Genomic DNA, 26,189 nt, shown 5'->3' with positions numbered 1-26,189 from the left:
TAGATATTATAGTAGCGTTAGAATAAACTTCGATATATCATATTAATGTTAAATAATAAACAGAATGGAGAAAAAAATGATCGATATTAATAATGAAATGATAAAAAAGGTTAAACAGGCATTAAATGATGCCGGTGATATAATACTGGAATGCTCTATCAGAAAATCGCAGATTGAAAAGAAAAGCGACAGCAATTATGTGACAGAAATTGATTATCAGGTTCAGACTTTCCTTGCTGACAAATTAAAAGAGATTCTTCCCGGAAGCAATTTGATTGCTGAAGAATCACAAAAGAACAGCTTTAATGTAGACCGTCCCACATGGATTCTGGATCCTGTTGATGGTACAACAAATCTGATTTTTGATCTCAGAATGTCTGCGATTTCTTTAGCCTTATATCTGGAAGGTAAACCTGCTTATGGATTTATATATAATCCATACCTTAATGAGCATTTTTATGGTATAGCCGGTCATGGGGCATGGCTAAACGATCAAAAGATAGAAGTTTCTCAAACTAAAGAAATGAAACATTCCCTGATAGGCTTTGGTACTAACCCCTATGATCGTAGTAACAGCCGCCAGACTTTTGCAATGATTGAAGATGTTTTTGAGCATTCTCTTGAAATAAGAAGAAGTGGCAGTGCGGCTCTTGATCTGGCTTACGTTGCTTGTGGACGTCTGGATGCTTTTTTTGAACAGATGCTTCAACCCTGGGACTATGCTGCCGGTTATATAATTATTGAAGCGGCAGGCGGTAAACTGAGGGACTGGAACGGGGATAAATTAGAAAATTTGCTTAATCCTACAGGTGTTATCGCGGCCAGTTCTGCTATATTTGATCAAGTGCAGGCAATTTTGCGCAAGCATAGATGATTAAGGTGTTTTTGGTAATTTGAAAACATTGACAATAATAGTTGTAAATTTCCAGTAGCTGTTTCTTATTGTAAAGAATGCTTTATTATTAGTTGAGATCATTATGATATAATGATTTTAGTTAATTATTCGAACATATTGCGCATATTGCAAGAGACTACAGGAGGCAAGAATTATGCAGGAAATTAAAACTTTTATTGAAAAGTCAGTTAGTTTTGGCATTGGTTTGGCTAGCTGGTCGCGTGAAAAAATCGAAGAAGCTGTTGAGGAAATGGTTCGAAAAGGTGAGATTTCTCAAAAGGAAGCTCGCGATTTTGCAAATGATCTGGTAAAAAAAGGTGAAAGCCAGAGAGCAGAATTAAATGAACTTGTAAGCAATGAAGTTAAAAAAGCTATTGATCAGATGGATATAGCAAGAAAAGAAGACATTATTGGCAAGGAAGAGCTTGCACAGATAGTAAGAGAGCAAATAGAAGCTGTTCTGAATAAAGACGATAAATAAGGCAAATATTATGCCTAAAAGAGTTCACCTCAGACGATATCGACAAATTATACGTGTTTTTGCGCGAAATGGTTTTGGCATTTTGCTTGAGCAAATGGGAGTTATTTCCTATTTGCGCATGAGGCGTGCGCCTAAGAAAGACGGCAAAGAGCATAAGCATGCAAGATTATCTGTCGGAGAGCGTTTGAGGAAATCTTGCGAGGAATTAGGACCGACTTTTGTTAAAATCGGGCAAATACTAAGTACTCGTCCCGATGTGCTGACTCCTGAAGTTTCAGAAGAATTAAGCAAACTTCAGGACTCTGTCAGCGCATTTGATTTTTCGGAAGTAAAATGTGTAATTGAACAGGAATTTAATGAGCCTATTGAACAGGTTTTTGCCACAATAGAAACCGAAGCCCTTGCTGCTGCGTCTTTATCACAGGTGCATGCAGCTACTTTGCATGGTGGTCAGGAGGTTGTTGTCAAGGTTCAGAGACCCGGAATAAGAGATTGCATAGAGGTAGATCTAGACATATTAAAAGATCTGGCTACTTTCATCAGTCAGCGTACAAAATATGGCGATCTTTATGATTTTACAGGCATGATAGAAGAACTTGACAGAACATTGAAAGACGAGCTTGATTTTAGAAAAGAAGCCGAAAACGCCGATCGTTTCAGAGACAACCTTTCTGAAAATGATTTTGTTTCGGTACCTCTGATACGCTGGATTTACACAACAGAGCGCGTTCTGACAATGTCCAGAGAAAAAGGGTTAAGAATAAATCAGGTTGAAGAAATAAAAGCACAGGGAACAGATTTGACTGATTTAGGGCTAAAGCTTTCACAAAACATTGTTAAACAGGTGCTCGAGGATGGTTTTTTTCATGCCGATCCGCATCCTGGCAATATACTGGTCAGAGAAGATGGCTCACTGGTTTTTCTTGATCTGGGCATGGTAGGCAGGCTATCGGATAAGCGTAAACAGACATTATCAGCCATGTTCGTAGGCATTGCTTCTCAGGATGCCCATCAGGTAGTACAAGCTTTTATCGACATGGACACAATGCGGCAGAGAGTTAATTTGCGTCGCTTTGAAATAGAGATAGAACGACTGCTTGAAAGGTATTTGTCTTTGCCGATCAATGAAATTGAGATAGGCGACATGCTTTCAGAAATATTTGGTTTGGCTTTTTCATATAAAATAAAAATACCTGGGGAATTCACTCTTATTGCTAAAGTCCTTATTACTTTGCAAGGGGTTATTGAAAAGCTTGATCCCGATCTTAACTTGCTTGTAATTATGAAACCAATGGCAGTTCGTATGGTGAAAAACAGTTTTTCTCTTGATTATATAGCCAAAGAATTAAAGAGAACAGGTTCTGATTATAACCGGATGGTCAAGCTGTTGCCCAACTTCATGGTTAATTTTTTCCAAAAAATGGAAGATGATGAATATGTATTCAATCTTGATATAAAAGATGTTGATAAGGTTCAGAAACATTTTGACGATATCGCTAACAGAATATCCTTCAGCATAATATTACTGGGAGTAAGTATAATTATAGCAGGCATCATTATCGGCACCAGTATGAATGCCGGTAATGTGCCTGAGCTGGCAAGTTTTAATCTTTGGATTTTAAGAGGAGGACTTATAATAGCTGCTGTGATCTTAGCCGGACTTGTTATTTCGATGATAAAATCACGAAGATTCTAGCCGGAATCAGCACAAGGTAAAAGAAATTTTCTAAATGATTTTCAAGTATTTTTTTTCCTTCTGTGCATCATGAGACTGATCTGCTCCGAACTATAAAGCATTACTATAATATATGAAAGCAGGAAGAAGGGCAGCAGTATGATTGAAAATCTGTTTGCTAAAAGCCCAAGTAAAGGGGGCAGTACAGTTATGCCGGTATATGCCGAAGCCATTTGCAGCCCCATTATAAAGGGCGCATGTTTTTTGCCAAAATGCACTGGTGTTTCATGAATCATACAGGGGAAAACCGGTGCACAGCCAAAACCTATCATAAAAAGACTTACCATTGAAATATATGCCGGCAGCGGTAAAACAAACAAAATGACCCCGATAAGAATTATTATCTCTCCTATACGTATCAGTTTACGGTTGCTAAGGCGCATGGTGAGAAAGCCCGTAATAAATCTGCCTAAAGTTATACTTGCATAATAGAGCGAAACCCATCTGGCTGCTGTAGCGGGGTCAAGACCTCTTATTTGAGTAAGATAACTGCTTCCCCAAAGGCCGACACTGGACTCAATACCGCAATAAAAGAAAAAGGTTGCCATTGCAAGCTTGACGCCTTTTATTTTGGTAGCTTTTACTATTGTTATAGTATCGTCTGTTCCCTCTGAGCTGGAAATATGTGGCTCCGCATATTCCTGATCAGCAAGTTTGAGATTGTCTTTGCTTTCCTCACTTAGATTTGAAACTTTTCTCCAAAGGGGCAATGTCGCAAAAAGTATTATTATCAAAATGCTTTGAAAAACTGCGACAATCAGATATCCTTGTCTCCATGAGTTTAATTGTGATATCGTTGCCGACATGATTATAGGGCCAATCATGGCTCCAACTCCCCAGAAACTGTGCAACCAGCTCATGTGATGAGATTTGTAATTAGCTGCCACATAAGCATTAAGGCTTGTGTCAACAGCTCCGGCGCCTAATCCCAAGGGTATTGCAAGTACGGTCAACCAAATGAAAGAAGGTGACTGAGAGAAACCAAACAGCGCAATTGCTGTCAGAAAAACACTGACCAGGGTAACAAGACCTGTTCCGAATCTGCGAGTCAATCTGCCACTCATAAGACTGGAAATAATAGTACACCCTGATATTATCATTGATACAATCCCTGCATTGCCGAAAGGAACATTGAAACCAGGTTGCATCACCGGCCATGCTACTCCGAGCAATCCATCCGGCAGGCCAAGACTTATAAAAGCAGCATATATTACAATTAAAAATAGTGTAGCCATAAAAACTCCTAATAAAATTTGTACCATTAAAAACACAAAAATTTTTTGTTCAAGGATTGAATTAATGGATTGCTACATATTCTATCACTTAAATCGTATTATTTCACAACAAAAGCAAAAAAAAGCAAAAGGTAAAATTTCATAATATTTGCTATTCTATATATTAGTCAGGGTTTTATCTAGGAAATTATTTATCCGAAGGAGGTTTTCATAATGATACATGTTTGCCGACAAGCAAAAAAAAGTGATAATTTTAGTATCACTGTGCTTAAACTCATCATTTTGCTTGCAATTGTTATTACAATGGCGGCATGTAAATCAGATATGGGTGATCCGCATACAAACGAATCCTTGAAAGAGAATGCGCAAGATATCACAGGGCGTCCTGACGAAGGTACTTTGGTTCTAGGGTTTTCCCAACTGGGTTCAGAAAGTTCATGGCGGGTCGGAAATACCGTTTCTATACAAACTGCTGCTGAAGAATCTGGAATACAATTGATGTTTAGTAATGCGGAGCAGAAACAGGATAATCAAATTAAAGCAATACGGTCTTTTATTGCTTATCAGGTAGATGTTATAGCATTTGCCCCTATTGTGGAAGACGGCTGGGACAATGTTCTTATGGAGGCTAAATCAGCAGGTATACCTGTTCTTTTGGTTGATCGTTATGTTAACACTTATGATGAATCTTTATATGCTGGAATGGTAGGCTCGGATTTTACGGAAGAAGGCAGGAGAGCAGGAAGATTTGTCCTGGATTATTATAATGGTAGATATAATTCTGACAATACAGTCACAGATGGTAAAATCCGAATAGTTGAACTGACCGGAACAGAAGGGTCTTCGCCTATGCGCGGACGAGAAGCCGGTTTTCGCGAAATTATTGGAGATGATCAAAGATTTGAGATAATTGTGAGCAGGTCTGGTGATTTTTTGCGGTCAATGGGTAAAGAAAAAATGAGAGAAATTCTTAATGATCTAAAAATGCAAAGTGAATTAGCAGATGACCCGGAGCTGGCAAGAATAGATGTGCTTTATTCACATAATGATGGTATGACTTTAGGAGCTATTGAAGCTATTAAGGAAGTCGGTTTAAGACCGGGTAAGGATATTGTTATTATTTCGGTAGATGGAGAACAAGCGGCCATAGATGCTCTAAAGGAAGGCGAAATAAATTGTGTTGTTGAATGTACTCCCATGATGGGTGATCTTGTAATGGATCTGGTTAAAAAATTAGCAGCAGGAGAATCTATTCCCAGAACAAGCTATAATGAAGAAACTGTTTTCACACAATATGATGATCTGGAACAGTTGCCTCCAAGGGGGTACTGATAGATAAATGAAATTAATTAAAAGATTCATGTCTGCCTTGCGCATTAATACAAGTATCCGCAGGAGAGTGACTGCGTCATATTTAATCATAATTGCATGTATGCTTATACCTGCTGTTGTCAGTATTACGTATATGAGCATGCAGTCTTTGCGCTATGATCAGTTAATTACCAGCGTAAGTGATGCCAATGAACTGAACCGTATTGTAAAAAGCGAAATTACAGATGAAATCTGGGATATAGTAGCAGGTAAAAAAACTTTTGCTTCCGGCAGACAGTATGAAATAATTTCAGATATAAATAAACGTCTTGATGAATTGATGCAGATTGCGCCTGATCTTACTGGCCAAAATCAACTGGTACTGGCTAAAAGATCAATGGATACTCTGACCAGTTATGTGGATATTCTGGGAGATCAGATATCCAGACAGGCGCCGGTTAGTGATAATATGATTATTCTGGAGGAAATTCGCGGTGTAGTAGCACTGGTACAGGATGTTCTTCAGGAATATGTTGTTATTGAGATAGAGGCTGCAGCCAGCACAAACGAGATTATAAGATCTACAACAAAGGTTATGGTTCTGGTTGAAATCATAATTGTGCTTGCTGTTATAGTATTCTCCTTAATTGCTCAGGCTTCGGTGTCCCGCCACATTAAAGAACCGCTGGAAAGGTTACAGATACTTGCAGGTAAAATTGCTGATGGAGATCTTGATGCCAGGGCAGAAATCAGCAGTGTTGAAGAAACAAGGGGACTTACAAACAGTCTTAACAGAATGGCAGGTAAAATCAAGAATCTTGTGGAATTAAACATCGAAGAACAACGTAATCTGCAAAAATCGGAAATGAAGGCTTTGCAGGCGCAGATAACTCCTCATTTTCTCTATAATACACTTGATGCGATTATGTGGATGGCTGCCGCAGGGCGTACAGAAGAGGTTGCCGGAATAACAAAAGCTCTTTCAAGCTTTTTTAGAATTTCTTTGAGCAAGGGACGTGACTGGATAAGAGTTGCCGAGGAAGTTGAACATGTGCGCAGTTATCTTACGATTCAGCAGATAAGATATAGAGATATACTGGATTATTCAATTATTGTAGATGGTAACATGGAAGATCAGATGATACTTAAACTGCTTTTACAGCCACTGGTTGAAAATGCAATTTATCACGGTATAAAGGGTCGCAGAACCAAGGGGAAAATAGAGGTAAAAGGTTGGATAGAGAAAAATGATATGTATTTTTGTGTTTCTGACAATGGGGTGGGGATGGATGAAGACAGACTGGTACAGATAAGAAATATGCTTAAATCACATAAACAACCTGATAATGAAAGCAGTGGTTATGGCATTTTTAATGTAAATAAAAGATTGCAGTTATACTATGGTACGGAAAGCTCTCTGCAGATAGATAGTGATTTTACCGGAACAAGGGTTGTTTTCAAAGTACCATGTGAATTTATACAGAAAACAAATTGATTGGAGATAATAAAATATGCTGAAAGTTTTTCTTGTAGATGATGAAATTATAGTACGAGAAAGTATCCGATCAACTATAGATTGGGAAGGCACAGAATATTCTCTGGTTGGTGAAGCTCCTGATGGTGAAATGGCCTTGTCCATGATGATGGATCTGAAACCTGATATTCTTTTGACTGATATACGCATGCCCTTTATGGATGGTCTTGCTTTGGCAAGTGTGATTAAAAAAAATATGCCTTGGATAAGAATAATTATTCTTAGCGGACATGATGAATTTGAGTATGCAAAACAGGCGATTTCTCTGGGCGTTTCAGCATATTTGTTAAAACCCATTGGTCCGGAGGAGCTGATGTCTGCACTGGACAATGTTGCTGCGGAAATAAACGATGAAAGAGCAAAAATGCATAATCTTGAGGCAATGAAAAAACAGTTGGAAAGCAGTGCTGCCACAAGATCAGAAAAACTGCTGGAAGATCTGATTATGGGAACGATGTCAACAGCAGAGGCTATAGATCTTTCCAGAAATCAGGGAGTGAATCTTTTGGCACGCAACTATCTTGTTATGACTTTTGTTGTTCAAAGCAAAGCTGCTGGTGAGATAGATGCCGATAGATGTACACAGACAGAAAAATTGATGCGTGTAAAAAGTTATCTGCAAAGTGCAGTCAATATGCAAACAGAAATTATTTATTATTTTAGTAGTATGAACCGATTTACTCTGCTCTTGAAAGGTGATGAGGGAGAAACTCTGGAAGAACGCTCCTATATTTTGGCACAGGGTCTAAGACATAAAATTGAAAATGAGATTGACTGCAAAGTAACAATTGCTATAGGAACTGTGGTTGAGAGAGTTGCCGAAATAAGACTTTCATATAACGAAGCAGATCAGGTTCTTCATCAGCTAGGCGGTATTGGCAGCGGGAAAACATACAGTGCAAAAGATCTTACGATTCCTAAAGATACATCTTTGAAACAACTGAGCAGTCAAGATTTAGGTGACAAAATAAAGTATGCAATTCGTGCTGATATCCCAAAGATTGTAGAAGCTCATTTTTCAGCGATAGGTGAACAATCCCTTCGGTCTTTGCTTTTGTCCTATTATATTTTGATGGATGTACTTGTTGTATCTTCGCGCCTTATTGAAGAATACGGCGGTAAATCGGCAGAAATAATTCCTGAATCTCTTCACCCTGATCAAATGACATTAATTGCTTCTTCAAGAGAACAGCTTTTTGCAAAAATATGTGATATTCTGGATCGTACTTTAGAATATCGTGATAGCAAGCTCAATAGCCGTTATGCCGATCTTATTAATAAAGCCTGTGCATATATTGAAGAAAATTATAATCGAACCGATTTAGCACTTAATCAAGTAGCTGCACATGTTGCTCTCAGCAATAATCATTTTTGTACTATTTTTGCGCAGGAAACGGGACAAACTTTTATTGAATATCTGACAGATTTACGCATCAAACAGGCACAGAAACTTTTGCGGACTACTCAGCTGCTCTCATCTGAAATAGCCTACAAAATAGGTTATAACGATCCCCATTATTTCAGTTATATTTTTAAGAAAAATACTGGTATACCCCCTAGAGAATACCGCTTAAAACATGCTAGAGTAGAAAAGTAGATTTTTTTCCGTTTATGTGATAAATTCCCGCGATATAAGCTTTTTAATCAGCGGACGATAAATCTTTCATAAGTAAAAATACGACTTCTTTTTGATGGTCGTATTTTTTTTTACTTCAGCAAGAAAAAAACATACCTTGGCAGGATTTGTTTTTGACCAGAAATTTCCCCTTTGATGAAGAAAATCAACTTATGACGTAATCGGTTATATTCAGATAAAAACGATTTCGTCCTATCATTTAGCCATACAGTTTTATCTGACTTACAAAGTCAGAGTATATGTTTCAATCTAAAGGAGGAAACAAGAAATGAAGAAAGTTTTAACCCTGATTTTAGTTCTGGCGATGATTCTGTCATTAGCGGCTTGTGGAGGAGCTGCCGGTAATGATTCAGATTCAACAACCGCTCCGGCAGATGATGCCGCTACAACAACAAAAGCTCCTGAAACAGAGGGCTCTGATGATGAAGATACAACAACTCCAGGCGGAGATGCTTCCGACATAGTTGTTGGCTTTTCGCAGATAGGTGCTGAATCTGACTGGCGTGTTGCAAATACTAACAGCATAAGATCATCAATCGAAGAAGCTGGTTTTACTCTCATCTTTGACGATGCTCAGCAAAAACAAGAAAATCAGATCAAGGCTTTGCGTAACTTTATAACACAGGGTGTTGATGTTATAGCTTTCAGTCCTGTTGTTGAAAGTGGTTGGGATGAAGTTATCGAAGAAATAAATGAAGCCGGTATACCTCTTATTCTGATTGACCGTGCTACAGATATTCAGGACGATGACTATTATGTAACATTCATGGGATCTGACTTTGTAGAAGAAGGTCGTAAAGCAGGCAGATGGCTGGTTGAATTTATGGAAGCCGAAGGCCGTGGCAGTGACGATATCAAAATAGTTGAGCTTGAAGGTACAGTTGGATCAGCTCCGGCTAATGACCGTGCTGCTGGCTTCCAGGAAATATTGGCAGATTATCCAAATTATGAAGTTGTAGCTTCCCAGACAGGTAACTTTACTCGTGCAGAAGGTCAGGTTGTTATGGAATCATTCCTGAAATCTGTTAATAAGATTGATGTTCTGTATGCACATAATGATGATATGGCTTTAGGTGCTATTGATGCGATTAAAGCTGCCGGTTTAAAACCAGGCGAAGACATTATCATAATTGGTGTTGATGCCGTTAAGAAAGCTTTTGAAGCAATCGTTGCCGGCGAAATGAATTGTACAGTTGAATGTAGCCCGCTGCTTGGCCCACAATTGGTTGATGCAATCAATACCTTAATGGCAGGTGGAACACTTCCTAAACGTACAGATACTATCGAGAGCCTCTTTGATGCTACAAATGCAGAGGCAGAACTGCCAAATCGCGTTTATTAAAAGCATTATGCTCCTGGGCATAACAACATAAATACTTTGGGTCTTGTGAGGGTTCTATCCCTTACAAGACCCCTCATTATGTAATACTACTCAGGTTTAAGGAGGGGTTCTCGTGCCAGACAATATCATTTTGACAATGAAAAATATTGAGATGAATTTTCCCGGTGTACGTGCATTAAAGGCTGCAGATTTAACTTTGCGTAAAGGTGAGGTGCATGCTTTGATGGGCGAAAATGGTGCAGGCAAATCCACTATGGTTAAGTGTCTGACCGGTGTATACCACAAAGATTCAGGCGAAATAGTATATGACGGTAAAATAATAGAGCCTGTGTCACCGCAGACTGCGGTTGAAATGGGTATCAGCACAGTTTATCAGGAGATAAACCTGTGTCCTAATCTAACAGTTGCAGAAAACATTTTCATTGGACGTCAGCCGCGCAAAGGCAAGTTGATTGATTGGAAAACAATGAATCGCAGATCAGTTGATGTTCTAAACAAATTCAACATAGATATAGATGTTACAAGGCCGCTTGCCAGTTACTCCGTTGCAATACAACAGCTGGTATCTATTGCCAGGGCAGTAGATATTTCAGCAAAGATTTTGATTTTGGACGAGCCTACATCAAGTCTTGATGATCACGAAGTCAAAAAGCTGTTTGAAATCATGAGAACGCTAAGATCAGAGGGACTGGCCATAATATTTATTACTCATTTCCTTGATCAGGTATATGAAATATCTGACAGAATTACTGTTCTCAGAAATGGTGAGATGATAGGAGAGTATGAAGTTAAAAATTTCCCCAAAATAGATCTTGTTACCAAAATGATAGGTAAAGAACTTTCGAATCTTTCCGCAATTAATCGTGTGGAAAAAAAGGAAGAAGAAAAAGAAATTGTCATCCAGACTGAGAATATGGGTGTTGCAGGTAGTATCAGTAATGTAAATATGACGGTCAAAACCGGCGAGGTTCTAGGTTTTGCAGGTTTGCTCGGATCAGGCAGAACAGAAAGTGCAGAATTGCTCTTCGGAATCAACAAATCCGACTGTGGAACCATGAAAGTAAAAGGGCAGACTGTCAATTTTAAATCTCCTGCAGATGCCATAAAGAAGCATATTGCCTTTTGCCCTGAAGATCGTAAAAGAGACGGCATAATAGGTGATTTGACTATTAGAGAAAATATTATACTGGCTATTCAGGCAAGGCAAGGTATGTTTAAAAAAATGCCGATAAAAAAACAGCAGGAGCTTGCAGATAAATACATAAAACTGCTGGGAATAGCAACTCCTGATGCTGAAAAGAAAATAGGTGAATTATCAGGTGGAAATCAGCAGAAGGTTATCCTGGCAAGATGGCTGGCTACCGAGCCTGAAGTTCTTATACTGGACGAACCTACCCGAGGTATCGATGTAGGTGCAAAGGCTGAAATACAAAAACTGACACTTTCACTTTGTGAGAAAGGTATGTCCCTTGTTTTTATTTCTTCTGAAATCGATGAAGTTATGCGTGTCTCTAACCGCATCGTCGTTATGCGTGATCGAAACAAGGTTGGAGAGCTGGGAAGTAAAGATTTCAGTCAGGAAGTAATACTCAGTACAATTGCAGGGGGTGATGATAAGTGAACAGGGAAAAATTATTTAAATCAAAAGTTTTCTGGGCTCTTGTTGCCTGGGTTTTGATTTTGCTGGTTAGTTTTATTCTTAATCCGGACTTCTTTTCAATTAGCATACAACAGGAAACAGGAGCTCTTTACGGAAGCATAATTGATATTTTTAACCGGGCAACTGAAATCATTATTATCGCTTTTGGTATGACTCTTGTTATAGCAACCGGTGGTACCGACTTATCGGTGGGCGCTGTTGTTGCTTTGTCCGGCGCCGTGTCTGTAGCTCTCATAAGAGGAGATACAATTGTTGCAGATAATGCTTCCGCCGCTCCTTTTATTATAATTATAATAGTACCTTTGATTGTATCTGCTTTTTGTGGTTTGTGGAACGGCTTGCTTGTATCGCGTATGGGAATACAGCCTATCATAGCAACTTTGATTTTGATGGTTGCAGGAAGAGGTATTGCCCAGTTGATCACAGGTGCAAGATTGCTGACAACTGGGTATCCACCTTTTCTGGCTATAGGCAGACAATATTTATTCGGATTGCCACTGCCGATTTTTTTGTGGATAGGTGTTTTTGCGATCATCTGGTTTGTTACCAAAAAAACAGCTTTGGGCATGTTTATTGAGTCTGTTGGTATTAATCCTAGTGCCAGCAGATATTCAGGATTGAATTCGAAAAATGTTATCTTGCTGGCATATGTTATTTCAGGTATATGTGCAGGTTTCGCAGGTTTGATTTATGCTTCCAGAATTGGTGTTGCCGACGCAAACAATGCCGGCCTGTATTATGAACTTGATGCTATTTTGGCGGTGGTAATAGGTGGAACAAGCATGTCGGGCGGCAAGTTCAGTCTGGCAGGATCTTTAGTTGGTGCACTTATTATAAGAACCATTATTACGACAGTTTACTACTTTGGTATTGCCGCAGAAGCAACTATGGTATTCAGAGCATCTATAGTGGTAGTGGTAATTATTCTACAATCAGAGCCTGTAAGAGCAAGACTTTCCAGAAAAAAACTTGTTAAAAATCAATTAACGGGGGGAGGAAAAGCAGCATGAATAATAAAAATGAGTTATCAGGCAAATTGTCTTCTTCCGGTAAAGGTATAGCAAAAATATTTAATCCGAAGTATATGACAGTATATGCGACAATTTCCTTGTTTATTATTGCTTTTGCAATAGGATCAATTGTTTACGGTGATAAAGGCTTTTCAACCTGGAGGACATTCTTCAATCTTTTTGTCGATAATGCACATCTGGGAATTTCAGCAGTAGGAATGACACTTGTTCTTATTTCCGGAGGAATTGATTTGTCGGTAGGTGCCGTGGCGGCTTTAACGACCATGATTATTTCCTATGGATCTGAGGAGCTTGGTTTTCATCCTTATTTATGTATCGCTGTCGGCATACTGGTAGGTTGCCTTTTTGGTTTTTTGATGGGTTCCATGATTCATTTTTTCAAAGTGCCGCCCTTTATTACAACTTTGGCGGGTATGTTTATGGCAAGAGGACTATGTGCCATCATAAGCAGATCTTCAATCCCTATCAGGCATGAAGCTTTTGGTGAAATGGCAAAATGGAAAATAAGATTTGCAGATCCGCCTGCATATGTAAATCTGGCAGTTCTAATCTTTTTTGTCATGATAATTATTGGTGTCTTTTTGAGCAGATATACTAGTTTTGGCCGAAATATATATGCGATCGGCGGCAATGAAACATCAGCCAAACTTATGGGCTTGCCTGTAGGTAAGACAATCATAATGGTCTATACATTTAATGGCCTTTGTTCATCTCTGGCAGGACTGGCTTTTGCTCTTTACACTAAGTCGGGATGGTCACTGAATTTACAGGGGATGGAGCTGGATGTAATAGCTGCGGCTGTTATTGGAGGAACTTTGCTTACCGGTGGTGTGGGTTATGTCTTCGGAACATTATTTGGCGTCATGCTTCAGTCTCTTATTCCCACATTTATCACATTTAACGGTCAGCTTGATTCTTGGTGGGGCAAGATCTTCATAGGTATTCTGCTGTTGGCTTTTATTGGCTTGCAAAGACTTGTTGTATGGTCGGCCGACCGGAAAAAACCAATAAATTAAATAACGATAAACTGCATAAAAGAGAATACTGCTGACATAAAACAAGGCAGCTTGAAGCAGTATTCTCTCCCCTCCTTGTATGCTAAAGGACGATCCCGCTTGCAAGCACGGATCGTCCTTTTGGCAGGTAAGACTGCCTCGGCTCAATAATTATTTCTTGTCAAAAATTACAGTAAACTGTTATTAGCCAGGCAACTGTGTTGAACCTGTCAGATATTTATCGCAGGATCTGGCGGCACGCCTGCCTTCATTAATTGCCCATACTACCAGGCTTTGTCCGCGTCTCATATCTCCGGCACAAAATACACCAGGCTGATTTGTTTGATAACTTTCTGTATCGGCTTTTACATTTGACCTGACATCTCTGCTCAGATCAAGCTCCTGAGGTATAAGATCTTCAGGCCCCAGGAAGCCCATTGCCAGAAGCACAAGCTGCGCAGGGAGAACCTTTTCACTGCCGGGAACTTCAACCGGCTGCATTCTGCCGCTTGAATCTCTTTTCCAGTTAACTTCAACAGTATGTACAGCTTTGACATTCCCGTTGACATCACCTTCAAAACCTTTTACGGTTGTTTGCCAAATTCTGGGATCTTCACCGTATAGAGCAATAGCCTCTTGCTGACCATAATCTGTTTTCAGAACAAACGGCCATTGCGGCCATGGGTTGCTGACTTGTCTTTCCTCAGATGGTTTGGGCATAATCTCTATCTGATGAACGCTGTTGCATTTTTGTCTTATACTTGAGCCTACACAGTCGGTTCCGGTATCCCCACCGCCTATGACGATTACATCTTTGCCTTCTGCATCGATTTCTCTGCCGCTGTTGTCAAGGAGGCTTTGTGTACTTGCTTTTAGGAAGCTCATAGCAAAATGAATACCCTTCAACTGTCTGCCTTCGGCTGTCAGATCTCTAGGTCTGGTTGATCCTGTACATAAAACTACAGCGTCATTTTCTTTTTTTAATTTTTCAGCAGGCAGATCTTTACCTATTTCAACACCGGTTACAAATTCTACGCCTTCGTCCTTCATCAAATTAATACGGCGCTCCACAATAGCTTTATCAAGTTTCATGTTTGGAATTCCATACATGAGAAGTCCGCCTGGACGATCTGCCCTTTCATAGACAGTTACCAAATGACCCGCTTTATTAAGCTGATCTGCGCATGCCAGACCGGCTGGCCCTGAGCCGACAACCGCTACTTTTTTGCCGCTTCTGTATTTTGGCGGTTTTGGACTGATCCAACCTTGTTCCCAAGCTTTGTCGATAATAGCGCATTCGTTTTGCTTTATCGTAACTTGTGGCTGATTTATGCCTACAGTACAGGCTCCCTCACATGGTGCTGGACATACGCGGCCGGTAAATTCAGGGAAATTATTGGTTTTATGCAATCTTTGAATTGCTTTTTCCCATAACCCTCTGTATATCAAATCATTCCATTCAGGTATCAGATTGTTTATCGGACAACCTGAAGCAGCACCATTAATAAGAACCCCACTATGACAATAAGGTATGCCGCAGTTCATGCAACGAGCGCCTTGCCTTCTTTGTTGTTCTTCGTCCCAGAGCATATGGAATTCCTGCCAGTCCTGAATACGCTCCAATGGTGGACGATCCGGTGGTAATGCGCGTTCATAGACCATAAATCCGTTTGTTTGTCCCATTACTCTTATCTCCTTTCAAATGCTGTAAGAAGTGCCTGCTCACCTTCGAGTCCTTCTGCACGGGCTTTTTCAATTGCCAGCAGCATTTTTTCATAATCAAGAGGCATTACTTTTACGAATTCTTCAACCACTTTGTCAAATTCTTCAAGAATTCCGGCAGCATATTCACTTTTGGTCATAGCTACATGTTTGCTGATCATATCTCTTAGGTCTGAAATGTCATCATCTTTTTCGATGGCTGTTATTTTCACCATTTCCATATTGCAATTTTGCTTAAATGTTCCTTCGCGATCCCAAATATAAGCTACACCGCCAGACATTCCTGCTGCAAAATTGCGGCCTACAGAACCGAGAACAGCAACTTTGCCGCCTGTCATATACTCACAACCATGATCGCCAATGCCTTCAACAACCGCAGTAGCTCCGCTGTTTCTGACACAGAATCTTTCGCCTGCCATTCCCTGAATATATGCTTCACCACTTGTTGCACCATAGAAGGCAACATTTCCTATGATTATATTCTCCTGAGGTATAAGCTTGGCAGAAGGGTCTGGCTTGACAATTATTTTCCCTCCTGAAAGTCCTTTTCCGATATAATCGTTAGCATCTCCAAGCAATCTAAGCGTCAAGCCTGAGGGGATAAATGCACCAAAACTTTGACCGGCTGAGCCGCGGAAAGTGATATCAAGTGTATCTTCAGATAAACCTTCAGCGCCGTGCAGCCTGGTTATTTCACTACCCAGCTGAGTGCCGGCAACCCTGTCGGTATTACTGATAGGTAAAATAGCCCTGACTGTCTGACCGTTTGCCAGAGCCGGCTTGCTTACCGGCAGTAGAACTCTCTGATCAAGAGATTTCTCGAGTCCATGATCCTGATTCATCTGACAGAATTTGCCTACATTATCGCTGACAGCAGGTTTGTAAAGCAGACTGGACAGATCAAGACCTTTGCTCTTCCAATGTCTTATAGCCAGTTCAGGTTTGAGACATTCTGTTTGCCCAACCATTTCATTTATGGTTCTATAACCAAGCTCAGCCATCAGTTCGCGCATTTCCTGAGCAATGAAACGCATAAAGTTGACTACATGCTCGGGTTTTCCCGCAAAACGTTTGCGCAGCTCGGGGTTTTGTGTAGCGACACCTACCGGACATGTATCAAGATTACAAACTCTCATCATTACGCAACCCAAAGCTACCAGCGGGCCGGTTGCAAAACCGAATTCTTCTGCTCCAAGGAGTGTTGCAATTACAACATCGCGGCCTGTAAGAAGCTTGCCGTCGGTTTCAACGACAATTCTGCTTCTTAGATCATTGAGAAGCAAAGTCTGATGTGTTTCTGCAAGACCAAGTTCCCAGGGAAGTCCGGCATGTCTGATGCTCGTTCTTGGTGATGCTCCGGTTCCGCCGTCATATCCGCTGATCAAAACAACATCAGCACGACCCTTAGCAACACCGGCAGCAATTGTACCAACACCGACCTCAGAAACAAGTTTGACACTTATCCTTGCTCCGCTATTGGCGTTTTTCAGATCATGTATGAGCTCTGCCAAATCCTCGATAGAATAAATATCATGGTGAGGTGGAGGAGAAATCAGACCAACACCCGGGGTAGAATGTCTGGTACGTGCTACCCATGGATATACTTTCTCGCCAGGTAATTGTCCGCCTTCGCCTGGTTTTGCTCCCTGAGCCATTTTTATCTGTATTTCTTTGGCGTTCACAAGGTAATGACTGGTTACACCAAAACGACCGGAAGCAACCTGTTTAATGGCACTGTTTCTTGAATCACCATTTTCGAGATCTATAAAGCGGTCAGGATCTTCGCCGCCTTCACCGGTATTGCTGCGTCCTCCAAGCCGGTTCATAGCAATTGCCAAAGCTTCATGAGCTTCCTTGCTGATTGAACCATAGGACATGGCTCCCGTTTTGAACCGTTTTACAATGCTGTCAACTGATTCCACTTCGTCAATAGGAACAGATGGTCTGACTGCATCGAATTCCAGAAGCCCGCGCAGTGTACACTGTCTTTGAGTTTCGCCATTAAGCAAAGTGGAATATTCCTTGAATGTTTTATAATCATTTGTTCTAACAGCCTGTTGCAGTTTATGTACGGTAAGAGGGTTAAACTGATGGTACTCACCATCTGCCCGCCACTGATATTCGCCGCCACTTGGCAATCCCTCATCTACTTGGTTCAAATCAAAAGCAGCATCATGTCTTTGTTCTGCCTCTTTGGCAATTACATCAAGATCAATTCCTGATAACCTCGATGGTGTTGCGGTAAAATATTTTTCGATAATATGCTGGCTTATACCAATCGCTTCGAAAATTTGAGCGCCTTGATAACTTTGAACAGTAGATATACCCATCTTGGAAATTACCTTAACAAGACCTTTTATAATTGCCTTTTCATAAGCATATGCTGCCTCTTCAATGTTTTTATCAGGTAAAAGTTTGTCTTTTATCAAGCCTTCAAGTGCCTCATAAGCAAGGTATGGGTTCACGGCTGAGGCTCCATAACCTAAAAGCAAAGCAAAATGATGAACTTCTCGAGGTTCGCCTGACTCAACAATCAGACTGACTTTTGTTCTTGTCTTTTGTCTGATTAAATGATGGTGAAGACCGGATACTGCCAGCAAAGCCGGAATCGGAGCACTGGATAAACTGACATCACGATCAGAGAGTATAATAATATTTGCACCATCAGCTATTGCCAGATCAGCTGCAGCAAAAAGCTCTTCCATAGATTTCTCAAGAGCTTTACCGCCGCCGCGAACGGCATAGAGCATAGGCAATGTAACAGATTTGAATCCCTGCTTCTTAATGCTTCTTATTTTTTCCAGATTCAAATTATTCAGAACCGGATGGGGAAGTTTTATTTGTCTGCAATCAGTTTCTTTAGGATTGATCAGATTACCGTCTGAACCTAGATAAGTTTCGGTTGCAGTAATTATTTCTTCTCTTATCGCATCGATAGGAGGATTTGTAACCTGTGCGAACAGCTGTTTGAAATAGTTGTACAAAAGCTGATTTTTTTCTGACAAAACAGCAAGTGGAGTATCCTGACCCATTGAACCGAGTGCTTCGATTCCTTTCTGAGCCATTGGCAGAATAACTGACTCCAGATCCTCATTTGTATATCCGAAAACTTTTTCTTTGTTTTCCAAAGATAAATCATCAATATGTGCTTTAGGTTTTTGACCATCTGCTGATTCAGGAAGTTTCTCCAGTTGCAGTCTGTACTTCTCCAGCCATTTTTTATATGGCTTCTCAGCAGCGAATGTTTCTTTGAGTTCTTCGTCAGAAACTATTCTGCCGGCTGCAGTATCGATCAAAAGCATTCTTCCTGGTTTCAGTCTGTCTTTACGCACGATTTTTTCTGCAGGGATATCAAGGACTCCTGCCTCGGAAGCCAGAATAATCATGTCATCATCAGTTAGATAGTAGCGGGAAGGACGAAGTCCGTTTCTGTCAAGCAGAGCAGCAACCTGAATACCATCAGTTAAAGCCATTGCTGCAGGACCATCCCATGGTTCCATCAACATGCTGTGATATTCATAAAAGGCTTTGCGTTCTTCGCTCATCTGCTCATGTTTGCTCCATGGTTCCGGTACCATCATCATGGCTGCATGTGCCAGTTTGCGTCCGGAAAGGGTTAGAAATTCAAGGGCATTGTCAAACATAGCAGAATCACTGCCTTGTGGATGGATAACAGGGAAGATTTTCTGCACGTCATCGCCGAAAAGCCCAGTTTTCAGATTTGATTGTCTTGCATTCATCCAGTTGACATTGCCACGCAAAGTATTTATTTCACCATTATGTATGAGATATCTATATGGGTGTGCACGCTCCCAGCTAGGGAATGTATTCGTACTGTATCTTGAATGAACAAGTGCCAGTGCCGAATCAAAATCAAGACAGGTGAGATCAACATAATAAGCGTCCACCTGATCAGCTGTAAGCATTCCTTTGAAAACTATGGTTCTGCTCGATAAGCTGGCAAAATAAAAATAATCTGAACTGTTTTCCGGTACACCCTCAATAAGTTTTTCGCAGCGTTTACGGATTACATACAGTTTGCGTTCGAAAAAACTCTCATCTTCTAACTCAGCCTGATTCATTGTTTTTTTGCCGATAAAAAGCTGACGAATGAAAGGTTGATTTTGTTTAGCTACACTGCCAAGAGAATTGTCATTTACAGGGAGCGTTCTCCAACCAAGAATTTCCTGGTCTTCCTGTCGGACAATTTCTTCGATTCTTTTTTCGCAGTAGGCTCTCATTGCTTCCTGCCTTGGCAAGAAAACCATGCCTACGCCATATTCGCCTGCCGGTGGAAGACTAATATTGTTTTCCGGGCAAACACGACGGAAAAATCCATCCGGAAGTTGCAGCAATATACCTGCACCGTCGCCTGTGTTGTCTTCACTGCCTGCGCCGCCTCTATGCGCCAGGTTGGCAAGTATTTTTAGCCCATGATTAACAATTTCATGAGAACGATTTCCTTTGATATTGACAACAAAGCCAATACCACAGGCATCATGTTCATTGGCTGGATCATAAAGACCTTGCCTTGGTGGAAGTCCGTTTTTTCTTTCTTGCATAAAAACCTCCTATAAATGAAATAAGGAACAATCAATCCTGCATATCATAGAGATCGATAGTTCCTGCCACGCCATTGTGTAAGAATAAGAAAAAAGCGCACAATCCAAAGGCTGCGTCATTCGCCCTTGAAGCACGCTAATATCAATAGGAGCCTTGTTGATTGGTTACAGGAATCATCGTCCGACTACTTCGGATCAACTGACTCATGTGTGGTTCGTGCATGCATTATATCATCCGTGAAGAGGTTTATCAAGCGGGATAGAACAAAAAATGAAATTTATAATGCACAAACTTGCAAAAACAAGTGGTATAAAATTTGTAAAACTTTTAGTCTTCCTTGAATGGACAAAAAAGTTAAATATAAAAGATGCTTGCAATAGTATATGCAAAGAAATACAATATCTAGTGTACGATAAATTGTGTTGGCACAATATATTGTTTGACTAAACTTATAAACATCTGGTGTATATCGGATACAGACTTTAGAATTAACGGGGGATAGGTCATGGCGGAATTACATAACATTATAAAGCGTTACTATACTAATGGCTTAGAGAATCAGTCCGAATTGTCGGTATATGATTTATTCAAATGGAATAAAAGAGATGTTTTACTTATAGACCATAAAAGCGGCAAAACACTGGTTGATATGAAGGATCTTGAGTTTCCTGAACATTATTCACAGACTGCCTGCGATATAATAGCTTCAAAATATTTTCGCAAAGCAGGTGTAGGCAGCCCGGAAGGTTTTGAAACCAGTATGCGCCAGGTTGCTCATCGTATGGTCAATTTCTGGGTGGAATCATTAACCGATGAAGGTATTTTGCAAAATGATAATCAGAAAAGCATAGTTTATGACGAATTGGTATTTTGTTTTTTAAGTCAGATGTTCGCTCCTAATTCGCCGCAATGGTTTAATACCGGTTTAAAGCTGAGCTATGGCATTACGGGCGGCCGCAGTGAGCTATATTATTATGATGAAAAAAGCAAAACTGTAAAGATGTCTGATGATGATTATTCAAGAACTCAGGCATCAGCTTGTTTCATAATTTCCATTGAAGACAAGCTTCTAGGTCCTCATTCTATTTCAGAAGAATATGTGACAGAAACGAAACTGTTTAAGGGAGGCTCAGGTACGGGGACTAATTTTTCAAGTATACGGGCTGAGGGTGAAAGATTGTCCGGAGGAGGTGCGTCTTCCGGGTTAATGAGTTTTCTCAAAGGTCTTGACCGCAATGCAGGCGCTATCAAGTCAGGTGGAACAACAAGAAGAGCGGCAAAAATGGTTTGCCTTGATGTTGATCATCCTGAAATAGAAGATTTTATACTTTGGAAAGCAACCGAAGAGGATAAAGTCAGAGCTTTGGCCAAAATGGGTTATGATGCCGATATGGACGGTGAAGCGTATCAGACCGTATCGGGGCAAAATAGTAATAATTCAATCAGACTGACTGATGAATTCATGCAAAAAGTGGTAGATCTTGATAAAGATCCTGATAGTACATATCATCTTAAGGGCAGAGTTGACAACCGTGTGGACCGTGAAGTCAAGGTTGCCGATATATGGCAGAAGTTTAATGAATCAGCCTGGCGTTGTGCAGACCCTGCGCCGCAGTTTACAGATACTTTTAATGCCTGGCATACATGTCCGGCAGGTGAAGATGGAGAAATAGGTGCTCGTCATAACAGGCTTAATTCTACCAATCCCTGTGGTGAATATGCTTTTCTGGATGATACCAGCTGCAATCTGGCTTCAATAAATGTTCTGAAATTTCTTGACGAAAGTACGGGAGGCTTTGATATTGAAGGCTACCTGCATATGATTAGCTTATGCCAGCTTGTTCTCGAGTCTTCAATTCACTGGGGACAATTTCCTACTGCTGATATTGCCCGTAAAACATGGCTTTTCAGAAGTACCGGACTTGGAATGGCAAACCTGGCTTCTTTGCTTATGGCAAGTGGTTTGCCATATGATTCTGAACAAGCCAGAGCTTTCTCGGCAGCACTTGTCGGTATATTGACAGGCCAAAGTTATTATATTTCTGCCCTGATAGCAGAAATAACCGGTGCTTTTGCCTGTTTTGAAATAAACAAGCAATATATGTTAAAAGTTTTACGAAATCATGCCAGAGTTGCAGGAGCCCGTTTTGATGATTTTGAGGAATTAAGCTATGAACCATTAAAGGTTGATCATGATATTTTGAAATCAATAGGACAGAATACTCTCTCTGAATCACTGGTAAAAGTCTGGGGGGAGGCTATTGATAAGGGAGATCTCCACGGATATCGTAATGCGCAGGTCAGTGTTATGGCTCCAACCGGGACGATTTCTTTTGCTATGGATTGTGCTGCTACCAGTATTGAGCCATTCTTTTCACATGTTGTCTATAAAAAGCTGTCTGGTGGCGGATTCATGAAACTGGCAAATCCGGTAATAAATTCTGCACTTAAAAAACTTGGCTACGATAGTAATCAGATAGAAGATATTATTTCTCATATAATGAGGGAAAAAGATGGTCAGCTTGTCGACGGACAAATTGAAGATGCACCTTGGTTAAAAAAAGAGCATTTGCCTGTTTTTGACACTGCGAATCAATGTGGACAGGGTAAAAGGTATATCCATTTTCAAGGACATGTATTGATGGTTGCAGCCTTAACCCCGCTGCTTTCAGGAGCTATTTCTAAAACAGTCAACCTGCCCGGGGAAGCTACGGTAGATGATTTCAAGGAAGTCCATATAAATGCCTGGCGCCTGGGTGTAAAAGGGATAACATTGTACAGGGATGGTTCAAAATTCACACAACCTCTTAACATTTATCTCAACAAAGATCATGGCAAATTGCCGCTTGAAGAACTTCAGTATGAGCAGTTGCTGGAAAAAGCAAAGCTGATGCAAAGCAAACTGGAGCTTCAGGAAAAACAAAAGAACAGTCCTGTGTCTTCCCGGAGGGATAAACCCATTGGTATAAGAACGGGACGCACCCATCCTGCTCAGATTGAGGATGTAAAAATTTATACTACTGTAAACAGAAGCAGTACGGGAGAAATATCCGAAATTTATATTACGACTGACCGTGAGGGCACTTTGATAATGGGGCTTTTGAATTCATTATCAAAAACAATATCTGTTATGCTGCAATACAAAATACCTCCTCAGAATATTTCCAAAATGCTTCGGGGACAGAAATATGAGCCATACGGATTTGTTACGAGACATCCATATATCAAATATTGCACGTCTATATCTGACTTGATAAGTAAAGTTATTGATATAGAGATCGGTGACTATTCGCGTTGTCAGGTTAAACCGGAAATTCCTGAATCAAACCCTGTAGACGAGTTAAGTGCGATGGGTGCTCCTGCAGCCGATATAATAGATATTGAATATCGTTCAGATTCCGGAAGTTCTGGTGATAAACCAGCTGCTGGTGATATAATTGATGATGTAGATGATGAAGACGAACAACTGCCGCTTCTTGCCTTCCCGGCTTTAAGCGAGAGAGAATATGCAACGGGAGCACAGCAGGAGCCCAGTATAGACGGCATTACCAGGTATCCTGAAGTAAAAAGCCGCACAACAAAGATGCAGGCTCCCATGGATAGTCAGATAGGGCTGGAGGAATTTATCCATGAAGATGCAGTGGAGGCGGCTGCAAATGGCGAGAAACTTTATGATGGATCAACATGTCCGACCTGCTCAAGCTCAAGAATGGTAAAGAACGGAACCTGCAAGGTATGTCTTGATTGTGGTACAACCACGGGGTGTTCATAAATATGGCGAGTATATCTTCAACCATGCTCCGAGGACTGGTAAAAAATAAAATGGAGCGTGTCAACAGAGAAATAAAAGAGGCAAAAACAAACGAAGACAAGGTGAAGGCTTATAGACAGGGGCTTTCAATTCCTGTAGGCGCAATTGTTCTTGGTAAATATAATATAACTGAGACCGAACTCGGCGGAGTACCGGCAACCTGGATCAGCCAGGACTTTTTTTCTCAGGATAAAGTTATTCTTTATTTGCATGGCGGTGGATATATCGGCGGCTCAGTTTTATATTCAAGAAATGGAGCTGCATCTCTTGCCGTCGCAGCTTCCTGCCTTCTGGTTGGACTGGAATACCGACTGGCGCCTGAACATCCCTGGCCGGCAGCTTTAGACGATGCTATTGCTGCTTATAAGCAGCTGCTTGACGATGGTTTTGCTGCTGAATGCATATCTATAGTAGGTGAATCAGCCGGAGGCGGTCTTAGTCTGGCATTAACCCTGGCACTTAAAGATCAGGGGATACCACTTCCTTCTTCCGTTGTTGCCCTGTCGCCATGGTGTGATCTTGCAATGACCAATATTATGTTGCGTGCAAACCGTGAGCGTGATATTCTGCTTGATCCTGAATTCTTGCAGCTGGCAGCAAACCTTTATGCTCAAAATAATGACCGGACCAACCCCTATATTTCACCTCTTTATGGTAATTTTTCTAATTTCCCTCCTTTGCTGATGCAAGTAGCGGCAGAAGAAGTTCTGCTGGGAGAGATTATTAAAACTGCCGATCTGGCTGAAAAACAGTCCGAAAACAAAGTAATTATCGAAATATATGAAGGAATGTGGCATGTCTGGCAGACGATGGATGAAATAGTACCAGAAGCGCATCAGGCTGTAGTTAAAATTGGCGAATTTGTCAGAGGCAACTGGCCTGAACCATCTGTAGCAAAAAAAGATAATGAAGGCTTATCTGAGTAAGTGTTAGTCAAAAGAGATACAAAAGATATTGTGATATAATGTTTTTAGCCGGAAAAAATAGTAAAAGCCGGAAACAAAACGCAGGAGGTATCAAAAAATGGGAAAAAGAGCAATTGATATTGCACATCTGGACGTACAGGAAATGATACAGCAGCTTAATGAGGCTCTTGCAGAGGAATGGCTTGCTTATTATCAGTATTGGGTTGGTGCCCGTGTCATGGAAGGGCCAATGCGTAGTGAAGTTGAGCCGGAACTTTTGCTTCATGCAACACAAGAATTAGGACATGCTGAGCTTGTAGCTAATCGTATTATTCAGCTTGGCGGGACACCGCTGCTCAACCCTGATCAGTGGAAAAAATTCGCCAAATGCGATTATGAAGAACCAACAGATCCTTATATTGAAGCGATTTTAGAACAAAATCTTAAAGGTGAGAGATGTGCAATTGAGCGCTATCAAAAACTTGCTGCCTTTGCTGAAGGTAAAGACTACGCAACTTATCAGATGGCGATAACTATCCTCAATGACGAACTTGAACATGAACATGATATAGAGGACTGGATTACAGATATTGAGCGTATGAAAGACGATTTGCGCAAACTTCGCTTGTAATTTTGTGCTTGATGCATTTTATTATGAATTAAACTTTTGGTTAGCAGAAAAATGCGAGGTGGATTAAGATGACAAAGACTGATGGCAAAACAGGTCTGGTGCATATTTACTGCGGAGATGGCAAAGGTAAGACAACCGCTGCTATCGGTCTGATTGTCAGAGCTGCAGGGCATGGGAAGAAAGCTTTGCTTGTACAATTTCTTAAAAGCGGTTTATCAGGTGAGATTACGACTCTTAGACAGATAAAGGGAGTTGAAGTGATTGCAGGCCAGATTACTGCAAAATTCTCTAATCAGATGGATCAGGAAGAAAAGGCTGCTACTTTGAAGCTGCATCAGGAATACTTAAAACAGGCAATTGCTTCTGCGGCGTCTGGTGAACTTGATCTTTTAGTTCTTGATGAAGCTATGGGAGCTATTTCAGCCGGGTTATTGTCTCAGGAAGACTTGCTGGATTTTATAAAAAACAGGCCGGATAATCTGGAGATAGTCCTTACTGGGAGGAATCCACCTTTCGATATTTCTTCTCAGGCAGACTACATTTCAGAGATTAAATGTCTGCGTCATCCTTATGAAAAAGGGTTCCCTCCACGTGAAGGTATAGAATATTAAATGTGAAGGATTGCAGGTCTGTTCCTTCATATGGTAAAATAGGGCGCCTGAATAAGTTTGATCATGTCTACGATCCTTGCTCTGTTTGGGC

17 protein-coding genes are annotated in these 26,189 nt (G+C 40.7%); 14 read left to right on the top strand and 3 right to left on the bottom strand.

The window, feature by feature from the left end; genetic code table 11:
• Positions 1–76 precede the first annotated feature (76 nt).
• The 3 genes from AC0KSB_RS01670 (at position 77) to AC0KSB_RS01660 (ending at position 3,072) form a co-directional block, all read left to right on the top strand.
• The gene (locus tag AC0KSB_RS01670) at positions 77–874 is read left to right on the top strand and encodes an inositol monophosphatase family protein (RefSeq protein WP_472306078.1); all 798 of its coding nucleotides are present in this window, start codon (positions 77–79) and stop codon (positions 872–874) included.
• Between the two features lie 175 nt (positions 875–1,049).
• Complete coding sequence (locus tag AC0KSB_RS01665; protein WP_472306076.1) at positions 1,050–1,376, top strand: phasin family protein; 327 nt, start codon at positions 1,050–1,052, stop codon at positions 1,374–1,376.
• A gap of 10 nt (positions 1,377–1,386) precedes the next feature.
• The gene (locus AC0KSB_RS01660) at positions 1,387–3,072 is read left to right on the top strand and encodes an ABC1 kinase family protein (RefSeq protein WP_472306074.1); all 1,686 of its coding nucleotides are present in this window, start codon (positions 1,387–1,389) and stop codon (positions 3,070–3,072) included.
• A 41-nt stretch (positions 3,073–3,113) separates the two neighbouring features.
• Here the strand turns inward: AC0KSB_RS01660 and AC0KSB_RS01655 are convergent, their stop codons facing one another.
• On the bottom strand, positions 3,114–4,346 hold the full coding sequence (locus tag AC0KSB_RS01655) for an MFS transporter (protein WP_472306072.1): 1,233 nt from the start codon (positions 4,344–4,346) through the stop codon (positions 3,114–3,116).
• A 213-nt stretch (positions 4,347–4,559) separates the two neighbouring features.
• Here AC0KSB_RS01655 and AC0KSB_RS01650 point away from each other — a divergent pair, with 213 nt between their 5' ends.
• From AC0KSB_RS01650 to yjfF, 7 genes are all read left to right on the top strand, one after another.
• Positions 4,560–5,678, top strand: coding sequence for an ABC transporter substrate-binding protein (locus AC0KSB_RS01650; protein ID WP_472306070.1), 1,119 nt, complete (start codon positions 4,560–4,562; stop codon positions 5,676–5,678).
• A 7-nt stretch (positions 5,679–5,685) separates the two neighbouring features.
• Entirely contained in the window at positions 5,686–7,152 is a 1,467-nt protein-coding gene (locus tag AC0KSB_RS01645; protein WP_472306068.1) for a sensor histidine kinase, read from the top strand.
• A 16-nt stretch (positions 7,153–7,168) separates the two neighbouring features.
• Positions 7,169–8,788, top strand: a complete 1,620-nt coding sequence (locus AC0KSB_RS01640) for a response regulator (protein WP_472306066.1) — start codon at positions 7,169–7,171, stop codon at positions 8,786–8,788.
• 307 nt (positions 8,789–9,095) lie between these two features.
• On the top strand, positions 9,096–10,169 hold the full coding sequence (locus AC0KSB_RS01635) for a substrate-binding domain-containing protein (protein WP_472306064.1): 1,074 nt from the start codon (positions 9,096–9,098) through the stop codon (positions 10,167–10,169).
• A gap of 136 nt (positions 10,170–10,305) precedes the next feature.
• Complete coding sequence (locus AC0KSB_RS01630) at positions 10,306–11,790, top strand: sugar ABC transporter ATP-binding protein (RefSeq protein ID WP_472306116.1); 1,485 nt, start codon at positions 10,306–10,308, stop codon at positions 11,788–11,790.
• On the top strand, positions 11,787–12,839 hold the full coding sequence (locus AC0KSB_RS01625) for an ABC transporter permease (protein ID WP_472306062.1): 1,053 nt from the start codon (positions 11,787–11,789) through the stop codon (positions 12,837–12,839). The genes AC0KSB_RS01630 and AC0KSB_RS01625 overlap by 4 nt, the downstream gene beginning before the upstream one ends.
• The gene (gene yjfF / locus AC0KSB_RS01620) at positions 12,836–13,876 is read left to right on the top strand and encodes a galactofuranose ABC transporter, permease protein YjfF (protein WP_472306060.1); all 1,041 of its coding nucleotides are present in this window, start codon (positions 12,836–12,838) and stop codon (positions 13,874–13,876) included. The genes AC0KSB_RS01625 and yjfF overlap by 4 nt, the downstream gene beginning before the upstream one ends.
• 183 nt (positions 13,877–14,059) lie before the next feature.
• Here yjfF and AC0KSB_RS01615 read toward each other — a convergent pair whose 3' ends face one another.
• Positions 14,060–15,538, bottom strand: coding sequence for a glutamate synthase subunit beta (locus AC0KSB_RS01615; protein WP_472306058.1), 1,479 nt, complete (start codon positions 15,536–15,538; stop codon positions 14,060–14,062).
• 5 nt (positions 15,539–15,543) lie between these two features.
• Complete coding sequence (gltB, locus tag AC0KSB_RS01610; RefSeq protein ID WP_472306056.1) at positions 15,544–20,139, bottom strand: glutamate synthase large subunit; 4,596 nt, start codon at positions 20,137–20,139, stop codon at positions 15,544–15,546.
• Between the two features lie 506 nt (positions 20,140–20,645).
• Between gltB and AC0KSB_RS01605 the strand changes: the two genes are divergently transcribed.
• The 4 genes from AC0KSB_RS01605 (at position 20,646) to AC0KSB_RS01590 (ending at position 26,098) form a co-directional block, all read left to right on the top strand.
• A complete protein-coding gene (locus AC0KSB_RS01605; RefSeq protein WP_472306055.1) occupies positions 20,646–23,912 on the top strand; it encodes a vitamin B12-dependent ribonucleotide reductase in 3,267 nt (1,088 codons plus the stop codon).
• 2 nt (positions 23,913–23,914) lie between these two features.
• Entirely contained in the window at positions 23,915–24,877 is a 963-nt protein-coding gene (locus AC0KSB_RS01600) for an alpha/beta hydrolase (protein ID WP_472306053.1), read from the top strand.
• A 97-nt stretch (positions 24,878–24,974) separates the two neighbouring features.
• On the top strand, positions 24,975–25,487 hold the full coding sequence (locus AC0KSB_RS01595; protein WP_472306051.1) for a ferritin-like domain-containing protein: 513 nt from the start codon (positions 24,975–24,977) through the stop codon (positions 25,485–25,487).
• A gap of 68 nt (positions 25,488–25,555) precedes the next feature.
• A complete protein-coding gene (locus AC0KSB_RS01590; RefSeq protein WP_472306049.1) occupies positions 25,556–26,098 on the top strand; it encodes a cob(I)yrinic acid a,c-diamide adenosyltransferase in 543 nt (180 codons plus the stop codon).
• Positions 26,099–26,189 lie beyond the last annotated feature (91 nt).

It is taken from the genome of Ercella succinigenes, assembly GCF_900002895.1.
This window is presented reverse-complemented; position numbering and strand designations above follow the sequence as displayed.